At 34.2% G+C, this 18099-nt stretch carries 15 protein-coding genes and 1 pseudogene; 1 reads left to right on the top strand and 15 read right to left on the bottom strand.

Going from position 1 to position 18099, the window contains the following annotated elements:
- Positions 1 to 109: 109 nt before the first annotated feature.
- From EDD71_RS10185 to EDD71_RS10200, 4 genes are all read right to left on the bottom strand, one after another.
- Positions 110 to 607 (bottom strand): DUF3052 domain-containing protein, encoded by a 498-nt coding sequence (locus tag EDD71_RS10185; protein WP_133628636.1) that lies wholly within the window; start codon positions 605 to 607, stop codon positions 110 to 112.
- 199 nt (positions 608 to 806) lie between these two features.
- Positions 807 to 1460 carry a DUF1292 domain-containing protein gene (locus EDD71_RS10190; RefSeq protein ID WP_133628637.1) on the bottom strand — a complete coding sequence of 218 codons (654 nt, stop codon included), beginning with the start codon at positions 1458 to 1460 and terminating at the stop codon, positions 807 to 809.
- 145 nt (positions 1461 to 1605) lie between these two features.
- Positions 1606 to 2253, bottom strand: coding sequence for a PspA/IM30 family protein (locus EDD71_RS10195; protein ID WP_133628638.1), 648 nt, complete (start codon positions 2251 to 2253; stop codon positions 1606 to 1608).
- 13 nt (positions 2254 to 2266) lie between these two features.
- Positions 2267 to 2704, bottom strand: a complete 438-nt coding sequence (locus EDD71_RS10200; protein ID WP_133628639.1) for an amino acid permease — start codon at positions 2702 to 2704, stop codon at positions 2267 to 2269.
- Between the two features lie 275 nt (positions 2705 to 2979).
- Here EDD71_RS10200 and EDD71_RS10205 point away from each other — a divergent pair, with 275 nt between their 5' ends.
- Complete coding sequence (locus EDD71_RS10205; RefSeq protein ID WP_133628640.1) at positions 2980 to 3567, top strand: DUF1836 domain-containing protein; 588 nt, start codon at positions 2980 to 2982, stop codon at positions 3565 to 3567.
- 72 nt (positions 3568 to 3639) lie between these two features.
- On the opposite strand, the gene srlD is transcribed toward EDD71_RS10205, so the two are convergent.
- The 11 genes and pseudogenes from srlD to EDD71_RS16135 all read right to left on the bottom strand — a co-directional run bounded on the left by srlD (position 3640) and on the right by EDD71_RS16135 (position 17871).
- Entirely contained in the window at positions 3640 to 4416 is a 777-nt protein-coding gene (srlD, locus tag EDD71_RS10210; RefSeq protein ID WP_133628641.1) for a sorbitol-6-phosphate dehydrogenase, read from the bottom strand.
- 95 nt (positions 4417 to 4511) lie between these two features.
- On the bottom strand, positions 4512 to 4877 hold the full coding sequence (locus EDD71_RS10215; protein WP_133628642.1) for a PTS glucitol/sorbitol transporter subunit IIA: 366 nt from the start codon (positions 4875 to 4877) through the stop codon (positions 4512 to 4514).
- Positions 4878 to 4909: 32 nt separating this feature from the next.
- Positions 4910 to 5866, bottom strand: a pseudogene (srlE, locus tag EDD71_RS10220) (PTS glucitol/sorbitol transporter subunit IIB).
- 30 nt (positions 5867 to 5896) lie between these two features.
- On the bottom strand, positions 5897 to 6478 hold the full coding sequence (gene srlA, locus EDD71_RS10225) for a PTS glucitol/sorbitol transporter subunit IIC (protein ID WP_133628643.1): 582 nt from the start codon (positions 6476 to 6478) through the stop codon (positions 5897 to 5899).
- Between the two features lie 42 nt (positions 6479 to 6520).
- Positions 6521 to 6925 (bottom strand): transcriptional regulator GutM, encoded by a 405-nt coding sequence (locus EDD71_RS10230; protein ID WP_133628644.1) that lies wholly within the window; start codon positions 6923 to 6925, stop codon positions 6521 to 6523.
- Positions 6922 to 8892 (bottom strand): BglG family transcription antiterminator, encoded by a 1971-nt coding sequence (locus tag EDD71_RS10235; protein WP_133628645.1) that lies wholly within the window; start codon positions 8890 to 8892, stop codon positions 6922 to 6924. Before EDD71_RS10235 ends, EDD71_RS10230 begins: the two co-directional genes overlap by 4 nt.
- A gap of 428 nt (positions 8893 to 9320) precedes the next feature.
- On the bottom strand, positions 9321 to 10484 hold the full coding sequence (locus tag EDD71_RS10240) for a mannitol-1-phosphate 5-dehydrogenase (RefSeq protein ID WP_133628646.1): 1164 nt from the start codon (positions 10482 to 10484) through the stop codon (positions 9321 to 9323).
- Between the two features lie 13 nt (positions 10485 to 10497).
- Positions 10498 to 12375, bottom strand: coding sequence for a PTS mannitol transporter subunit IICBA (locus tag EDD71_RS10245; RefSeq protein WP_279233021.1), 1878 nt, complete (start codon positions 12373 to 12375; stop codon positions 10498 to 10500).
- The gene (locus EDD71_RS10250; protein ID WP_166636439.1) at positions 12353 to 14485 is read right to left on the bottom strand and encodes a BglG family transcription antiterminator; all 2133 of its coding nucleotides are present in this window, start codon (positions 14483 to 14485) and stop codon (positions 12353 to 12355) included. Before EDD71_RS10250 ends, EDD71_RS10245 begins: the two co-directional genes overlap by 23 nt.
- A gap of 317 nt (positions 14486 to 14802) precedes the next feature.
- Positions 14803 to 16188, bottom strand: a complete 1386-nt coding sequence (locus EDD71_RS10255) for a PTS mannitol transporter subunit IIBC (RefSeq protein WP_479724199.1) — start codon at positions 16186 to 16188, stop codon at positions 14803 to 14805.
- Positions 16189 to 17613: 1425 nt separating this feature from the next.
- Complete coding sequence (locus EDD71_RS16135) at positions 17614 to 17871, bottom strand: topoisomerase DNA-binding C4 zinc finger domain-containing protein (RefSeq protein WP_423244818.1); 258 nt, start codon at positions 17869 to 17871, stop codon at positions 17614 to 17616.
- Positions 17872 to 18099: the final 228 nt, after the last annotated feature.

The raw sequence follows: 18099 nt of genomic DNA on the forward strand, positions 1-18099 counted from the left end.
TTTGAGATTATGGATTAAACATTTTCAGTGCATCTATTCATTTTAATGTAAGAGAAAATCATCAGCTACCAGCTACACATGCATAAAAAAGAGCATACATAGATGTAGTTTACACAAATCTATGTATGCTCTTTAATGATTGTTGAAAATTATTCATTAACACCTTCATTTTTTTGATGCGTTCTTTGCCTTTTTCAGTAGAAGCAGTTTTTCTTTTCATCGTTTTAATTTTATCTACATGTCGAAAACACATTGCTGACCAATCATCATTTATGGATACTTGGGATACCGCCTCAAATTCAAATGGCGCAAAAATATCCCATGTTGTGTTTCGTTTTATATCAGATTTATATTTTTTAGAAGTCCCCTTTGGATAGCAAAACCATAAATGTCCATCTTCGCCTAAGGCTTTCACTGCTTTTTCTGCAAGTATATGGGCTTCTTCCATGTCCTTTGCAAATACTTGTATGAAATCATATGTTCCTCTTATCTCTGTATGCACTTCGGCCTCTATACAATCTATTACTTCGTTATATTCTTCTGGTGCATTTAAAATTAGAATAGGATTTTGCTCCTTTAACCCTAGTTTCTTCAAGATTGGATTCATATACCTTCTCCCTTCTAAATTTTATTGCAAAACCGCATAACGCCATCGTATAGTGTCCCCTTTATTGTATTATACATTATTTAGTAATGCCTCAAAAATAAAATTACTATAGAAGTTGTCTCCTATAGTAATTTCAAGTTTGAATTAGTCTCTTCCAAATAGATTTACAAAAATCTGTGGACATTTTTAATACTAACGGTTATCTTTCTACGCTCTCAAACACCGATACTATAAAGTCAAATTCCTCTTCATCGGTTATCTCACCATAGGTATCCTCAACAATTCCTGGATAATAATAAAGTACGTACTTTTCCCTGGAGGATAACCCTTCAATTATAATATATTGCTTATTCTTTAAATCATCCTCTACGGTTGCCAAAACTTTAAATCTTTCCCTAACACCGGTTCTTTCATTGGTAAGATCGAGAATGAAGTTATCATGGAAGGTTACCTTTATCCTTTCATGGTCGCAATATGCAACCCATGAACCTGGCCTGCAGCTTAGACAACTTGCAAGCTTACATCCAGCGGGACATTTAAGTCTCTGACACATATTACATTTTTCAAGCTGGGTTAATGCATCATTATTCTTTCTTTTAAACTCCTCAAGCTCCCTAATATTTTTATCATCGTTTAAAAATCCTAAAATCCCGTCTTTTTCTTCCCTGCTTTCCACTTCATCCAGAAGCTCCATATATCTTTTTAAAACGGAAACTCTGCTGACGTATTTCCTTTCATTTAGTTCCCTTTTATCAACATAGGGCGATATGTCGCTTATTGCGCTATTAATATTGTAGAGTATTTTACCATAGTATTCCTTTTCCTTTCTTATATAATCAAGGGCTTTTCCCATAATGCACCACCTTTACTGATTGATTTAAACTATCTTGACCGGGCGGACAATACAGAGTGTTCCAGCCGCCCGGCCAGAAAATTTCAAACAAAGACAGCACTATAGTTTTTTAATAAACGAATAAATCTTCATGCTGGAATGTGGGTTAATTTTGCTTATACTTCTTAAGCTCCTCATCAAGATCATATTCCTCAAGCTTTTTGAACTCGTCGTCAAGGGTATTGGTTCTTAGATCTTCAAATCCCTCGGCCATTGCTTCCTTCTTCTGAATTTTTCTTTCTATATCATCAATATTTATTCTATTGGTTTTCGTTTCAACGTTTGCAAGTATTTCGTTTACCCTTCTTGAGGCTTCAGCATTGTTATATCTTGCAGCTGCTTCATCCCTGTAGTTTCTTGTTCTTTCAATTTCCTCTTCAAGTTCCCTAAGCTTTTCCTTAACCGCTTCGGCTTTCTTTACGGCTTCGTCGTAGCTTTTCTTTAAGCTATCATAGGTTTTATCGGCCTCAAGCTTCTTTTGAAGGGCCTTTTTAGCAAGCTCTTCATTTCCCTTTGAAAGGGCAAGCTTAACCTTCTCATCGTAGTCCTTTGATTCCCTTAGGGCGTTTTCCATTTTCTTTTCAATCTCATGCACATTTCCAAGTATCTGTGCTGATGAAATCTTAGCGTTATTGAGGCTCTCCTCCATATCCCTTATTTTCTGATCTAAAAGCTCAATAGGATTTTCAATTTCATCAATAGCGTTATTTACCTTCGCTCTAAAAATGTTTGAAATTCTTTTAAATACTCCCATTTTAAAATCCTCCTTAATATCTTCTTCTAAATTTTCTTATGATTATATAAATTACGGCACCTATGACAACAATTTTAATAAGGTCCCATGCAATTGAGTATCCAAAACCAAACCCAAATAAACTTCTGGTCCCAAAGAAAGGAAGTGGTATTGGTATGGGTATATACGATCTCTGGGTACTGCTTCTCGGAGTTGTTTTAAACCATCCTGATGAACCTGAGGATGAACTGCCCTTTGAATTGAAAAAACTTCCTGATTTATAAGAGCCAGAACCTCCAGATGATTTAAAACTTCCCGATTTAAAGCCCCCTGAGCTTGACTTTGGTGCTGCATAGGCCACCGTATATTTTTTATCCCTGGTTACAACATTTGTAATACTTTGAATTGGTAGGCTTGTAAAGATGAATATTAGTGTTAGAAAAATCGTAAGAAGCAGGCGTTTTATTTTCATTCCTTTCACCCCCTATAGCTGCCTATGTATTAATATTTCGCAGCTCATATTTTTATTATATGGTATTTAATACTACTTAACAAGCATTAAATTACCTTATATAGTATAATTAATAACCGCTTTATTAAAGATATAAATGCAAACTTCAAATATCTATTCTTTTCTTCAATTTACTCCTTATTTCAAAAAATTAAATGTGAACATTAACTTGTAATAAGTTAATAGATACTATATAATGTAATTATAGAATACAATAAACCTTTGGAGGTTATTTTATGAAAAGAAATATTGATATAGAAAACCTAAAAAAGCTGGCAAAACAAATTTCTGATAGTACAATAATATCATATGAGGACCTTCCTGAATATGATCTTTTTCTTTCCCAGGTAATCGATTATTTAAACGACAGATTTGCAGGTGAGAATTACACAAATAATATAGTCCAGAACTACATTAAAAGTGAAGTAATATCCAAGCCCGAAGGTGGAAAGAAAAGGGGGTATACAAGGGACCACCTTGCACAGCTTGTACTTTTAAGCTACATGAGACCTATTCTTACTGCAGAAGAGATAAAGAAGGTTTTCAGGCTTGCCTTTAACGACATAAATGAATCCAGCGATGATATACTTACATGGGAAAAGGCATATAAAATATTTTCTGATTTTCAGAGGGAGAGCCTTGAAGATTTTAACTTGCGAAAGTATTTCAATGAAGAGAAGCTCTTTAAAATCATAGAGGAAAACAACCTAAAACCCGAGGACGAGGAAAGGATACTTATTTTCCTGGTTGTTATGACATTAATTGCCCAGGCATCTTCCATAAAAAAACTTGTGCAGAGGATAGTAGCTGAGTATGAAAAATAGATGGAGCACCTGAATGGCCGTAAAATATAGAAAAAAGACAACAAATAGTTGCCTTTTTTCTATATTTTATTCCTAGTGCATTACTTGTCCACCAGTTATGTTTATTGATTGGCCAGTAAGGTAACTTGCTTTATCTGAAGCATAGAATGTTAAGACATTCGCTACATCCTCAAAGGTGCATCCTCTCTTGAGTGGTACTTTATCGATATAGTACTGCTTTACTTCTGATTCCTTTATACCCAGCTTCTTAGCGTATTGAGGTATTAAACTTTCAAACATATCAGAATCAAGAAGATTTCCCAGCATCAATGAATGCACTCTTATATTATGCTCTGCTAAATCTAGTGCCAGGCTTTGAGTTAATCCCACTCCACCGAACTTAGCTGCAGAATATCCTGCGTTATGCTTACTTCCAACCTTTCCTGACTTTGAGTTAATTTGAATTATGCAGCCCGGAATACCCTTTTCAATCATTACCTTTGATACTTCTTTTGCACAAAGGAAGTATCCAGTTAGATTTACGTTTATACACCAATTAAAAGTCTCTAACTCAAAATCAGTAATTTTTGCAGCCTTTGCTACTCCTGCGTTATAAATCAATAGATCTATTCTACCAAGCTTCTCGACAACTTCATTTACCATATTTTTAACCTGTTCTTCATCGGTAGCATCGGCTCCGATAGCTATACTTTTTTGCCTGGTGGTCTTTTTTATTTCCTCTGATACCTTTAAAGCATTTTCATAGTTTATATCTGCCACCGCAACGTCATATCCTTCCTTCGCCATATGTTTGGAAAGGTATTCTCCTAAGCTTCTTCCTCCACCTACCACTAGTGCAACCTTCGTCATTATCAATTCCTCCTTAATAGGTGAAATATCAATCTGTTTATATTTCTTTGACTTGATACCATCTTTAATATATAATAATTAATAGTTAGGTAATTTTAAGCTCTTATTATTTCAATAGTTGTACCATTTTTAAGTGGTACAATTTCTTTTTTCTCTAAGAATAATGTTCCAGGAATTGCAGCTTCAGTTTCACCGCTGAATTTAAAGGTTATATGACCTAAATTCCTTAAATTCTGATTGACCACACTTCCTACTGCTGTTATCTTATACTGCCATCCATCAATGATTAAAATGTCGTCTACCTTTATATCATTTAAAAGATTATTCTCATTATGGATATAACAATAATCAATTAACTCCTGCGGAACATTTTCATTAAATATGACGAACATATTTTGAGTTAAGAACTGTTCTGCGCATCTTCCAACGTTAGTTATGGTTGTTCTGTAAATTAACTCCATAGTCAAAATCCCTTTCTAAAGAAGTCTTTAAATTACTTATAAAGTCCAAAACTTGCAAGCCAGGCGATTACAACCGTTGGTGCTCCTGTTAAAAATCTTGAATAAAGTACCGATGGTACCCCAACCTGAACCGTCTCCGGTTCTGCTTCAGCCAGTCCAAGTCCTACTGGTATGAAGTCAGCAGCAGCCTGTGCATTTATTGCAAATAATGCTGGTAATGCAAGGTGTGGTGGAATGTTTCCCTTTCCAATTTCAACTCCAATTAGCACGCCTACTATCTGGGCTATAACTGCTCCGAGCCCTAAAAATGGTGATAGCAGTGGAAAGGAACATATAAGCGATATAAGTATCAATCCTCCTATATTCCCTGCCAGAGGGGTAAGTAGATTTGCAAACCACTTGCCAGCACCAGAAGCATTAATTATGCCTATTAAGGTAGCAACGAATGCTATGAAAGGTAGTATTGTATGTAAAACTGTATCTATTGTATCCCTGCCTGCCTGGAAAAAGGTGCTTGTTACCTTACCAAGTGCAATACCAATTTTAGCAACTAAGCCCTGACTTTGTTCACTTATCTTCTTGTTTACATCATATCCCATTTAAAGCACCTCCATATATTAATCTAAAACTTCAATATTTTCAGGTCTTACAGCCGAAACATAAATATCTTCCTTTATAAACATGGCCAGAGGACCACTCTTACCAGTTGCCATGATATTTACTGTCGGTATTCTCTTTTGAGGATAAATCCCACATCTTAGAGTTCCTCCACAGTTTATTACCGCACAAGCGATTTCACTGTCCTTAACTCCATATTTAAATCCATCCACTAATTCGCATCCTGTAAGCTCTGCAATTCTTACGGCTACTTCCGGCTTTGCACCTCCAGTAATGTAAACTATCTTATTTCTTGTTTCAGTTGGCTCTACAACAATTGGACCTCCCCACCCTCCTGGGCCTCTATGAATTTTCACCCTTCTATAACTCATATGGCTCAACTCCTTTAATCATATTTTTAATTAATATGCACTAGTGTTAACATGTGCAATATCAATTTTATCCTTTAACTTAATTCCTTGCTGCCTTTCAACTATTGCAGTTGTAAAGTCAGTCACCCATCCCCTTATAAAGTTAGTCACCATACCTACTAGAAAATATCTAACTGCTAAGTCTGCAGTTGATAGTCCTAATTGGGTAATACCATTTGCTATACCTAGATAAACAAATAGTTCACCAGGGTTTATGTGTGGGAATAACCCATTCATCGTATGGCATGAGAAACTTGCTGCAGCATAGTAGCTTGGCTTATATTTTTCTGGTAAGAACTTGCCTAATGACAAAGTCATTGGATTTGCAAATATGAATGTTCCAATTACAGGTAGAACCAAATATCTGGTAAATACATTTGAAGCAGACTTTCTCGCAAGCCTTTCAACCCTATCTGTACCAACAAACTTAATTATGGCATTCATTACAACCATAAGTGCTATTAGAAGTGGAACTATACCTGTTGTGAAATCCATAAATACTTTAGCCCCTGCTCTAAAAAGATTCATGAACCATTCTGCACTCTGCGCTAATACATGGAAAAAATTAGTCATTTATCAATACCTCCTTATAATTAATATGTAAGAGATTGGAATTTAGTTGTTTACTGCACCTTCGACAGCCTCACCTCCCCCAAAGGTCTTATAATTATTTACAGCATCTAAAATTGCTGCCTTCATCGATTTGTTGTAGGTCTTTAAATCATCCTCCGTTATGTCTTCAATATTTTTGCCTTCAAGCCCTGTAAACTCTTTAACTCTGGCCAGCACTGTCAATCCCTGCATCTTTTTGGATAGCAAAATCTTGCCTTCTTCATCTATCAACATCATTACAACTGTCCCTGCCTGAAAATATCCTTTTTTTCTACCTATAGCTACTCTACCAAGTCTTCTCATTTCTATATAATTCTTATTAAAGTTTTTAATTTGAATTAGTCCGAATAGGAAATTTAATATCCACATTGAAGCACCAAGAATAATTAACCCTGATATTGAATTCATACCATTATCTCCTTTTGCAATAACTTTCTAAACTCCACATAGCTTTTTACTCTACAAATATTTTCAATTAAACGTTTATTTTGACACAATTTAAGTAGCTCTTCATATGTCTTAATTATAAGTTCTGGATCTACATCTTCTTTAGGAATCATTAGAAGGATAATGATTCTAACTTCTTTTCCTCCCCAGAAAACAGGCTCCTTCAAAATCCCTACTGCTATTGAAATCCTGTCTCCTCTATAATTTATAGCATGGGGGATCGCTACATAGTTATCAAAGGAAGTTGGTGCCTTAAATTCTCTTTCTATGATTCTGTCTTTAAAACCTGCATCGATTTCTCCAATTTTCCAAAGTTCATCAACCATAAGCATCAAATTATCTATAAAAGTTTGTCTGTCAAGTATGAAAAACATGTCTTCAACTACCGTCATATTAAGAAGTGATAAATTGGATTCAAAAAGTTTTAAATTATATTTTTTAAAGTAATATATCCTCTCAATTTCTTTTTGAACCTCATTCTCATTAAATATGGCATTAACCTTTATAATGGGTGTCTCTGTTTCAATATTTATATCCACAGTAGTAAATACTATGTCATATTCATTTAATAGATCTCTTGTCAGTTCTATATCCGAGAAAGTATTAAATACTTTATCTTCACCCAAAAACTTCCTTAATTTTACATAAAGTAACTGAGCAGTACCAAGGCCTGTCCCACATACTAGCGCAACCTTCTCTATATGGAAAAGTTTTTGATTACTTCTCTCTATATAGCTTCCAAAATGGAGTGCTATATAACCTATCTCATCTTCATTCACTTTTACATTATAGTTTTTTTCTATAACCTTAGCTGCTATCTTTGCCATTTCATATGGGAGAGGATAACAATTCTTTATATCCTTTAACAGTGGGTTCTTTATCTTTATATTGAATATAAGTCTATTTAAGGTAAAGTTTAAATGATATTCCAATCCCCACATAAGCTCCTTATCATATTTCATGTCAATTCCCGTACTTGCAGACACTTCTTCAATAATTTTTTCTACCAGCTGTTTTACATGGGAACTTATTCTTATATTGCATGACCTATCATTATTTATTGGCACTTTTCTTCCAAGCAGTGGAAGAGTTAAAAATACAATTTCATTATCGTTTATTTCACAGTTAAATTCCTTCTCAAGTTTATCTCTTATCTTCTTCGCCAGTATGTATTCCTCCGTCGTTGTAATTTCTTCATATTTTTTATCCAAACTTTCTATATATCTTTTGTCCTTTGACCTTCTTAAAAGCACTGCTATATAAGTCAATAGTTCTCTAAGGGTTTCATCGGTTATTAGAAAATTATCATGATAAAACAAATTCACTAAATAATTTTTAATCTCACCATATCTTGACTTGTCTATAGTTCCAAAGTAGTATTCTGCGGTACAATCAGTTATAAAACCTTTACATAGAAAATCCAAAATAAATAATCGTATATTTAATTCATTTCCCTTTAACTCTATGCCTTCATTTTGTTTTCCTTTGATGATTAAACCATAAGCACTTAAAGGTTCAGATATCCTCTTCAAATCATTTATCAGTGTAGTTCTTCCTACGCTTATTTCATTGGCCAGTTCATCAATTTTTATAGGAACTTTAGAGTTTATTAGTCTTTTTATTATATACTTTAGGCGTTCTTCAGGAGTATTTAAAAGCGGAAGATTGTTCTGTTGGAATAAACATTGATTTATTAACTCGTTAAACCGTTCTCGATCGTAAATTTCCAGTTTGTATCCTGCATCCTTAATATTGACAAGTTGAGCAATTTCTTTTTTCAATGTACTGTTGAGGAGCTTAATATAATTTCTTATAGTTCTAGTACTTACACCAATTATTTCAGCGAAGTCTTCTAATTTATTATATTCATTCTGAATAGCCTTTTCTAATATACGCAATTGCCTTCCATCTATTGGGAACCTTCCCATCTGAGTCTCCCTTTCTCCTTTTCTCTTGTTAATTAAATTATAGTTAAATTGAATTTAATAATTAATACATATTTTTTCAAAACCTACAATGAAAAAATTGTATTAATTACAATTTCTGTTTTTACGCATAATATAAACCTTACAAGAACGTTTTTCAATATTGTTTAAAGTAATTTGATTCAAGTTAATATTCAAAAAACATTCTTGTAAGGTATAGTAGTAATTATATTCTTATAATACGACAAATATATGTCCAGAATTACATAGCAAGTTCAACTATATTATAAAAAATCCGATATCCCTCCTGTGCACTTTTATAAAGCAATATTGATGAAGGTGATATCGGATTTTTTATTTTGCTGTTAAGTTAATCTAGCTATATATTACAGCATATTTACATAATATAAATTTATTAAATGAAAATCCTATTATGAAATATATTCTTTTATATTTTTATATACTTCAACTATTTTATTTCCAACCTCTGTATCTTCACTAATTCCTGTAACTTTCTCGAGTGTTTTTGCTATCCCAATTTCCCTTATCATATTTCTTAATTCCATAGATTGCTCATCTTCTGGATTTTCATAGTGCAGTGCTGCTGCTATTCCTAAAATCAATGCTTTACATTCTATTCCATAACCCAGCGCCGTTAGAAGTGGCTTTACAAGTCGGTCTTCTCTACCAAGCTTTCTTAAAGGCTCCCTGCCTACTCGCAACACCTCATCCCTTAGATAAGGATTACTAAATCTATTTAATATCTTTTCAATATATTTTGCGTGCATATCAGGATCAAAGTTATGCTTCCTAATTAATGCAGCACCACTTTCCTCCATTGCACCTTTTACATAATGATAGATATTTGCATCGGCAATACTCTCACTTATTGTTTTATACCCTTTTAAAAATCCAAGGTAAGCTGTGATTGCATGTCCTGTATTTAATGTAAAGAGCTTTCTTTCTACATAGGCAATCAATCTATCGGTTACTTCCATTCCGTTAATTTGTGGAACATCCCCTTTAAAACCAGTAATATCCACAATCCATTCATGAAAGGCTTCAACATCCACCTGTAAAATGCTATCCCTGTTCCCCTGACTGGGTGGAACAATTCGGTCTACTGCAGAATTCGGAAATCCAACATACTTGTTTAAATATTCAACTTCCTCTTCATTTAAGAACTTCAGTACCTCTTCCTTTAAAAATTCTGAAGCACCAACCATATTCTCACAAGCAATGATGTTCAAATAGAATTCTTTTCCATCTTTATGTCTTTTATTAATTCCCTCTGCAATTACAGGCGCAATTTTAGGTAAAACCCTCGGTCCCACCGCAGTTGTTATGATTTCTGCTTCAATTATATGGTTGATTAACAGTTCATCATTAACATTGCATGCAGAAATATTTTCAATATGCTCCTTTTTTACTTCTTTGTCCAAAACATTTATCCAGTATTCCTTGTCTTTATTAATTTGATCAACAATCATCTGGTTAACATCTGCGAAAACAACATGGTAACCTGATTGGGCTAAAAGTGCACCTATAAAACCTCTGCCTATGTTTCCAGCTCCAAATTGGATGGCTTTCTTCATTACAAATCACTCCTTAATTTTCACTTACTGTAAAGGCTCTGTATATAACTTCTATATCATTTGCATTAATTAGTTCCTGTGCTTTCTTTTCATCTTCTAAAGTAGTTGCAATGTTAGCTAAAATTTTTAAATGTTCATCCCCAACTCCTGCAATTCCAATCACAAGATAAGCTTTTTCTTCACCGAAATTAACCCCATCAGGGAATTGAAGAACTACGATACCTGACTTCTTAATTTTCTCCTTTGCAGCTCCTACACCATGTGGTATAGCAACTCCACTGCCTATATAAGTCGATACCATTTCTTCCCTTTCCTTCATTGCCTGAATATATTCATGATCGACATAACCACTTTCCACTAAAAGCTGACCTGCCATTTCGATTGCCTTTTCCTTGTCAACACTTGGCAATCCAAGTTTGATATTTTTTTTAAGCAATATCTCTTGTTTCTCTTCCTTTATAACTTCTTTTACTTCTTCTTTATGCACCTTAGATGTTTTATTTCTGCTTAATCTTTCAACCAACTCATCATATTGAGGATCATTTACAAAGTTTGTAATAGAAATATGCTCTGCATTTGGTGCTATTGCCTTTGCCCTGGCTGTTAGACTTTGCTGTGTTACTACTATATCAGCATCCTCTGGAATATCTTCTATTGCTGTGTTTATCACTTCTATATTTAATCCTGCTTTTTTAAACTTGTTTCTCAGTGTAGATGCTCCCATTGCACTTGAACCCATTCCTGCATCGCATGCAAACACAACTTTATTTACTACTGTCTTTTTAGTTCCCTTTAATTCCTTTACCATGTCCTTTGCCCTTGCTAAGTCTTCATCTCCGGATAGATTCTTTGATCTCTTTATGAAGAACGATGCCACAAGGAATGATACTGCTGCTGCAACCAGTACACCTGATATTACCCCTGCAAATCCACCCTTTGGTGTCATTGCAAGTAATGCAAATATACTTCCTGGTGACGGTGTTGCTACTAAACCTGCGTTAAAAAGTCCAAATGTAAATACTCCACTCATTCCCCCTGCTATTACCGCTAGTATTAATACAGGATTCATTAGTACATATGGGAAGTATATTTCATGTATTCCTCCAAGGAAGTGAATTATTATCGCTCCTGGTGCAGATTCTTTAGCCATTCCCTTGCTGAATACCCAGTATGCTAATAATATTCCAAGTCCCGGACCTGGATTTGTTTCCAGTAGGAAGAAGATTGATTTTCCAAATTCCTTTGACTGTTCTATTCCTATTGGCCCTAATACTCCATGATTTATTGCATTGTTTAAGAATAGTATCTTTCCTGGTTCTATAAATAATGATGCTAATGGTAATAATCCAGCTTTTACTATCGCCTCAACTCCTGCTCTTAGCACGTTATTTAACGCTAATACTACAGGTCCTATCCCTAGATATGCCAGTAAGGCTAATATCATACCAATAATCCCTGCTGAGAAATTGTTTACCAGCATTTCAAATCCTGCCGGTATCTTACCTTCCACAGCCTGGTCAAATTTCTTTATAACATATCCTCCAAGTGGTCCCATAATCATTGCGCCAATAAACATTGGTACATCTGCTCCAACCACCACCCCCATGGTAGCTATTGCTCCAAGCACTCCACCTCTGTTGCCTCCTACCATTTTACCTCCTGTGTATCCTATAAGTAGTGGCAACAAGTTTGTAATCATAGGTCCTACAAGCTTGCCTAAATTTTCATTTGGTATCCATCCAGTTGGAATAAATAGTGCAGTTATTAGTCCCCATGCAATAAATGCTCCGATATTCGGCATTACCATTCCGCTTAAGAAACGTCCAAAGGTTTGTATTTTTTCTTTAATTCCAACCTGTGAAGCCACATTAGTTTGTGTGTTCATACTCATTTTTTCTCCCCCTTAATAAATTCATTTTTTCATAGTAAAATCCTTCAATAATATTACTTATTTGTATACAAATTTGCTCCTTATCGCAATCTTTTATAGCTTCAACAAAATCTGGCTTTTCGATTAAGGCCCTACTTATTTCACTTACCACTTCAAGATAGGCTTTTGAACAGTTAGCTGGGGCCAGCATAATAATAGCAATATCTATTCGCTCTTTTCTGTTACCCATAAACATATAGTCAATGCCCTTATCCAGGCAAACAAAGCCTAATTGTAATTTTTTAATTGATTCAGAGCGACAATGAAGTAAGATAATACCTTTATTATTTAAAATAGTACTGCCTAATCTTTCCCTTCTCTTAAGCTCATATTCCAGTATCTTCTGCTGCTCATCTGAATCTGCATAAATTTGAGCTACTTTTGTGATTAATCCTTCAATATCGTTTACTAGAATTTTTTCATAAAAACTTAAGTTGTTTAATAACTCAATACTAGCTTTCGTATATTCTTCAATTAAAACCAGCACATCTTTAAAATTCTTTTTTTCTTGCATATCTTCAGTTTTTTCGGTCACTTCTTTGAGTTCCTTTAAAGCCTGTTCTATTTTTGTTTTATCTTCATCGAGCAATAAAGGATTTACATATACTGTCTTAATACTAGATTCCATTTCTATTGTAGATATTATCAATTCTATATTTTTTTCCCTTAGCAATTTATCATCTAAATGAATAGAGGAGATAATATCAACTACCTGAATATTTTTAAACTCTTTTTCTAATCTTGCAGCTAATAACCTTGATGTTCCAATTCCACTTGCACATACTACAGCTACTCTGTAGAGTCTTTGTTCTTTCTCCCTTTCATTTTCAATGGCAGCTCCTAGATGCAACGCAATGTATCCAATTTCTGACTCTGGAATTTCAACGTTTAAAAATTCCTTTAAAACCTGAGCACTTTTTTCACTTATCTTATAAATTGTAGGATAATTTTCTTTAATCTTGGATAATAATGGATTTCTTATATCTAAATTCATCTTTAAACGGCTAATTGCAGGCCCTAAATGATTTACAAGACCTAATAAAACTTTTTCATTATGCTGCAGCGCATAGCCTGTTTCTTCTTCTGCGATTCTAATCATTTCCTTTGCTACTTTAATTAACTCGAATTTTCCAATGATTAACCTTTCTTCTTCCTTATTATCAATTCTAAGCTTTGCACCCTTTAAGTGCATTGTAATATATCCTATTTCATCTTCCGGGATCTCTAAATCAAAAAGTACTGAAATATCTTTTGCAAGATGCTTTGCCATATTGTATTCCTGAGTTGCTCTTAATTCTTCTAATAAATCCTTGTTTATAGTAATCTTCTCATTATTCTTTAAGCGCTGGAGTGCCAAAGCTAGATGAACTATTAATCCAACATATGCGCTGTCTGCCAGTTGTAGGTTCATCTTTTTTTCAGCAGCATAAACTAGCTTTTCCAAGTTTTCTATTGTATTTTTATCAATTAAACTCAACAATCTATTACGTGCGTTAATTTCTATTCGACCCTTACTATTTGAAGTATTTCCAACATTATCTTTAATAATTTGCAACAGCTGGCCTTCATCTAAATTTTCATACAATAGGTTAACCATGGCCTTACGGAAATCTGTTTCCTTCCCTTCAACATAAATTCCAAAGCCCGGTCTTCTGATTAATTTTATATTATAATTTTGAAACCATTCCTCCACCTTATCCAGATCAGAACTTAATGTACCTTCTGCAACTCCCAATAAATTTGAAAAGTAATAAAGCTTAATCGGTTCCTTTATCTGCAAGAGTTCAGCTATAATTACATATTTTCTTTCCTCAGGACTATAATCTTTTGGAACAGATTGTTGTTCAAGAAACCGTTTTAGTTTATTCTTGCTCTCAAGATTTTCTCCTAACAACAGTCCTACCCCTGGCTTTTTTATGAAACTAATTTTGTTTTGATTCAACCATTCTTCTATACTAGGCATATCTCTCAAAATCGTCCTGGAACTTACATTTAATTTTTTTGCTATCTCCTTTATCGTGATTGGCCGTGAATAGTCTGCCTCTAGTAATAACAAAAGAATAGATTTCATTCGTGAAGTGAGCGACACCATTTTCGTTTGCCACCTCCTTCCGGAATATTAATGACATTTTTAAATAATTTAAATCTTTCAATTCAATTATAATTTATGCAAACTCTCTACTCAATCTAAAGATAATACTATATGTCATAAATACATAGTGACATATTTGAATAATTGCTATGCATAATATTTAACCAATTGTTTTTAAAATCCCACACATATTAGACGAACAATCCTTTCAAATATAATAAATCTATTACTATACATTCTAATAAACATACACAAAGCAGCGGTACTATTCTCCCACTGCTTTGTGTATGTGTTTCTTATTTTTTTAACCTTTCAATTAACTCATCATATTGAGGATCATTTACAAAGTTTGTAATAGAAATATGCTCTGCATTTGGTGCTATTGCCTTTGCCCTGGCTGTTAGACTTTGCTGTGTTACTACTATATCAGCATCCTCTGGAATATCCTCTATTGCTGTGTTTATCACTTCTATATTTAATCCTGCTTTTTTAAACTTGTTTCTCAGTGTAGATGCTCCCATTGCACTTGAACCCATTCCTGCATCGCATGCAAACACAACTTTATTTACTACTGTCTTTTTAGTTCCCTTTAATTCCTTTACCATGTCCTTTGCCCTTGCTAAGTCTTCATCTCCGGATAGATTCTTTGATCTCTTTATGAAGAACGATGCCACAAGGAATGATACTGCTGCTGCAACCAGTACACCTGATATTATCCCTGCAAATCCACCCTTTGGTGTCATTGCAAGTAATGCAAAAATACTTCCTGGTGACGGTGTTGCCACTAAACCTGCGTTAAAAAGTCCAAATGTAAATACTCCACTCATTCCCCCTGCTATTGCCGCTAGTATTAATACAGGATTCATTAGTACATATGGGAAGTATATTTCATGTATTCCTCCAAGGAAGTGAATTATTATCGCTCCTGGTGCAGATTCTTTAGCCATTCCCTTGCTGAATACCCAGTATGCTAATAATATTCCAAGTCCCGGACCTGGATTTGTTTCCAGTAGGAAGAAGATTGATTTTCCAAATTCCTTTGACTGTTCTATTCCTATTGGCCCTAATACTCCATGATTTATTGCATTGTTTAAGAATAGTATCTTTCCTGGTTCTATGAATAATGATGCTAATGGTAATAATCCAGCTTTTACTATCGCCTCAACTCCTGCTCTTAGCACGTTATTTAACGCTAATACTACAGGTCCTATCCCTAGATATGCCAGTAAGGCTAATATCATACCAATAATCCCTGCTGAGAAATTGTTTACCAGCATTTCAAATCCTGCCGGTATCTTACCTTCCACAGTCTGGTCAAATTTCTTTATAACATATCCTCCAAGTGGTCCCATAATCATTGCGCCAATAAACATTGGTACATCTGCTCCAACCACTACGCCCATGGTAGCTATTGCTCCAAGCACTCCACCTCTGTTGCCTCCTACCATTTTACCTCCTGTGTATCCTATAAGTAGTGGCAACAAGTTTGTAATCATAGGTCCTACAAGCTTGCCTAAATTTTCATTTGGTATCCATCCAGTTGGAATAAATAGTGCAGTTATTAGTCCCCATGCAATAAATGCTCCGATATTCGGCATTACCATTCCGCTTAAGAAACGTCCAAAGATTTGTATTTTTTCTTTAATTCCAACCTGTGAAGACACATTAGTCTGGATGTTCATACCCATCTCCTCTCCTTTCCGTTTTCAATATTTACAATATTATTTAAATTTGTAATATTTATAATTTTATTATAGTGTTTACTAATAATTTAAATCAACACAAAGAAATCCGATACTTGTCATAATCAGATAGTGACAATATTAAATAATATATATAAAAAACCTGTATTCCGTACATAATGTATATAAATAAAAAACTTATGTTAAAACCCAACACCCCTCAAACCCTTGTCCCATCTATCCTTAACCCTATTCTCCTATTTCTATCCAAGATAAAAAAGTCATGTCAAAAATCACCCATTTTCCTTATCTCTTTCTCCTAATATTTTCCTATTTTTAGCCTCATTTTAGATAAAAAAGTCGTGTCAGGAATAGGGAAAAGTTAAAAGGAAAAAGGGGAAAGTTTTAATCAATATCTTTCATCAATACACCCTTCAAACCCTTTAATATCAATACCTTTAGCCTTATCCCTTTGCCCTTAAAACTAACAAAAAGCCATGGTTCTAATAAGGTTTTCTACCCTATTTTCACCATGACTTTTAACATGACTTTTTTATTTTTGATACAACTTTTTTATTCGTGACACGAGTTTTTTTGGGTTATATACCAGCCTTTGAAATAAAGTTGTTCCGTAAAAAAATAATAAAAAAGGGCAGAGTTTGGATTTTGTTTATCTAAAATCCTCTCTACCCTTTTTCTTTCAGTGCTTTTGAGTCTTTACCCTTATACCTTTTCCCTTAAACCTATCCTCGTCCACGGAACGACTTTCATGTTACTGCGAAGTTTATTGCAAATAAACAAATGTGTATATTTAAAATAATCTCCACTCCAGCCCCCACACCCTCAACCCCTTATCCCTTCTCGCCTTGAACCTATTTCCCTATTTCTACAAGATAATAAAGTCCGCTCTAAAATTCCTTAATTTCATCCCATTTGTTAACACTTTTTTCCTTAATACTTGTAACAATTTTTAAAATAAAGTTGGTTCTTTTTAGGGGTAAGTTGAAAGGAGAATAGGGTCAAGTTTCATGGGTTAAGGGGTAAGAGTTTATTTAACCTTTTCACTTGCTTTATCAATATTATCTTCAATATAGTAGTCAATACTTCTCTCAATCCCTTTAAAATCAATAGTTTTAAGGTTTCAATCAACACAATATTCTAATCAAAATTCTAATGAAAAATCTAACCCCTTAACCCTTACTCCTTTATCCTCTCATCCTATTATGCAGCCAATCAGGAGTTATCCTGCATCTGCTACGAGGTTTTGGAATGAACTTTATTATCATAGAGTCAACTTTATTATCATGGAGTGGAGTTTATTGTGTATATACACCTGCATCTACTGCGAGTTTTTGGAAAGTGACCTTTTTAAGACATATCAGATTACTTAATGGGCCTCCATTGATTACAATTAAGTTTGCTATCTTACATTTTTAAGTAACTCCGAGTACCTTTACAACGTGGAAATCTTGAACAACTATAAAACTTCCCATATATTCCATCCTTTAACACCATAGAAGAACCACATTTGGGACATTGAAGTCCAACAGCATTAGAAGTCGAGTCAAATGCTTTTACTGGATTACTTATTTGAGTTTTTATTTCCGTTTTGCCTGTACCCTTATGTTTTCTTTTGCATTCTGTACAAATTTTTCCAATTCCCGATTTAAGATTACTATCCAAAAAATCTTCTTGGGGCTTAACTTTACCGCATTTAATACATATCCTGTACGTAAGCGTAAAATAATCCCCACCTATTATGTAGATGGGGATTGATGTATCATTATTCTTGACTAGAAACTCTGCAGTTGTCAGGTAATGTATCTGACCAGGGAAGTAAAGAATCTATAATGTTCTTGTCCTTGGTATCGACATTTGGAATCTGTTCAAAGAGGTATGTCAGGTAGTTAA

The organism is Fonticella tunisiensis (assembly GCF_004364155.1).
GTDB lineage: Bacteria > Bacillota > Clostridia > Clostridiales > Caloramatoraceae > Fonticella > Fonticella tunisiensis.

What these genes read in the sequence shown, in the direction of transcription:
- EDD71_RS10185 (WP_133628636.1), bottom strand. Translation starts at nt 607, where the DNA reads ATGAATCCAATCTTGAAGAAACTAGGGTTAAAGGAGCAAAATCCTATT.
- EDD71_RS10190 (WP_133628637.1), bottom strand. Translation starts at nt 1,460, where the DNA reads ATGGGAAAAGCCCTTGATTATATAAGAAAGGAAAAGGAATACTATGGT.
- EDD71_RS10195 (WP_133628638.1), bottom strand. Translation starts at nt 2,253, where the DNA reads ATGGGAGTATTTAAAAGAATTTCAAACATTTTTAGAGCGAAGGTAAAT.
- EDD71_RS10200 (WP_133628639.1), bottom strand. Translation starts at nt 2,704, where the DNA reads ATGAAAATAAAACGCCTGCTTCTTACGATTTTTCTAACACTAATATTC.
- EDD71_RS10205 (WP_133628640.1), top strand. Translation starts at nt 2,980, where the DNA reads ATGAAAAGAAATATTGATATAGAAAACCTAAAAAAGCTGGCAAAACAA.
- srlD (WP_133628641.1), bottom strand. Translation starts at nt 4,416, where the DNA reads ATGACGAAGGTTGCACTAGTGGTAGGTGGAGGAAGAAGCTTAGGAGAA.
- EDD71_RS10215 (WP_133628642.1), bottom strand. Translation starts at nt 4,877, where the DNA reads ATGGAGTTAATTTACAGAACAACCATAACTAACGTTGGAAGATGCGCA.
- srlA (WP_133628643.1), bottom strand. Translation starts at nt 6,478, where the DNA reads ATGACTAATTTTTTCCATGTATTAGCGCAGAGTGCAGAATGGTTCATG.
- EDD71_RS10230 (WP_133628644.1), bottom strand. Translation starts at nt 6,925, where the DNA reads ATGAATTCAATATCAGGGTTAATTATTCTTGGTGCTTCAATGTGGATA.
- EDD71_RS10235 (WP_133628645.1), bottom strand. Translation starts at nt 8,892, where the DNA reads ATGGGAAGGTTCCCAATAGATGGAAGGCAATTGCGTATATTAGAAAAG.
- EDD71_RS10240 (WP_133628646.1), bottom strand. Translation starts at nt 10,484, where the DNA reads ATGAAGAAAGCCATCCAATTTGGAGCTGGAAACATAGGCAGAGGTTTT.
- EDD71_RS10245 (WP_279233021.1), bottom strand. Translation starts at nt 12,375, where the DNA reads ATGAGTATGAACACACAAACTAATGTGGCTTCACAGGTTGGAATTAAA.
- EDD71_RS10250 (WP_166636439.1), bottom strand. Translation starts at nt 14,485, where the DNA reads ATGAAATCTATTCTTTTGTTATTACTAGAGGCAGACTATTCACGGCCA.
- EDD71_RS10255 (WP_479724199.1), bottom strand. Translation starts at nt 16,188, where the DNA reads ATGAACATCCAGACTAATGTGTCTTCACAGGTTGGAATTAAAGAAAAA.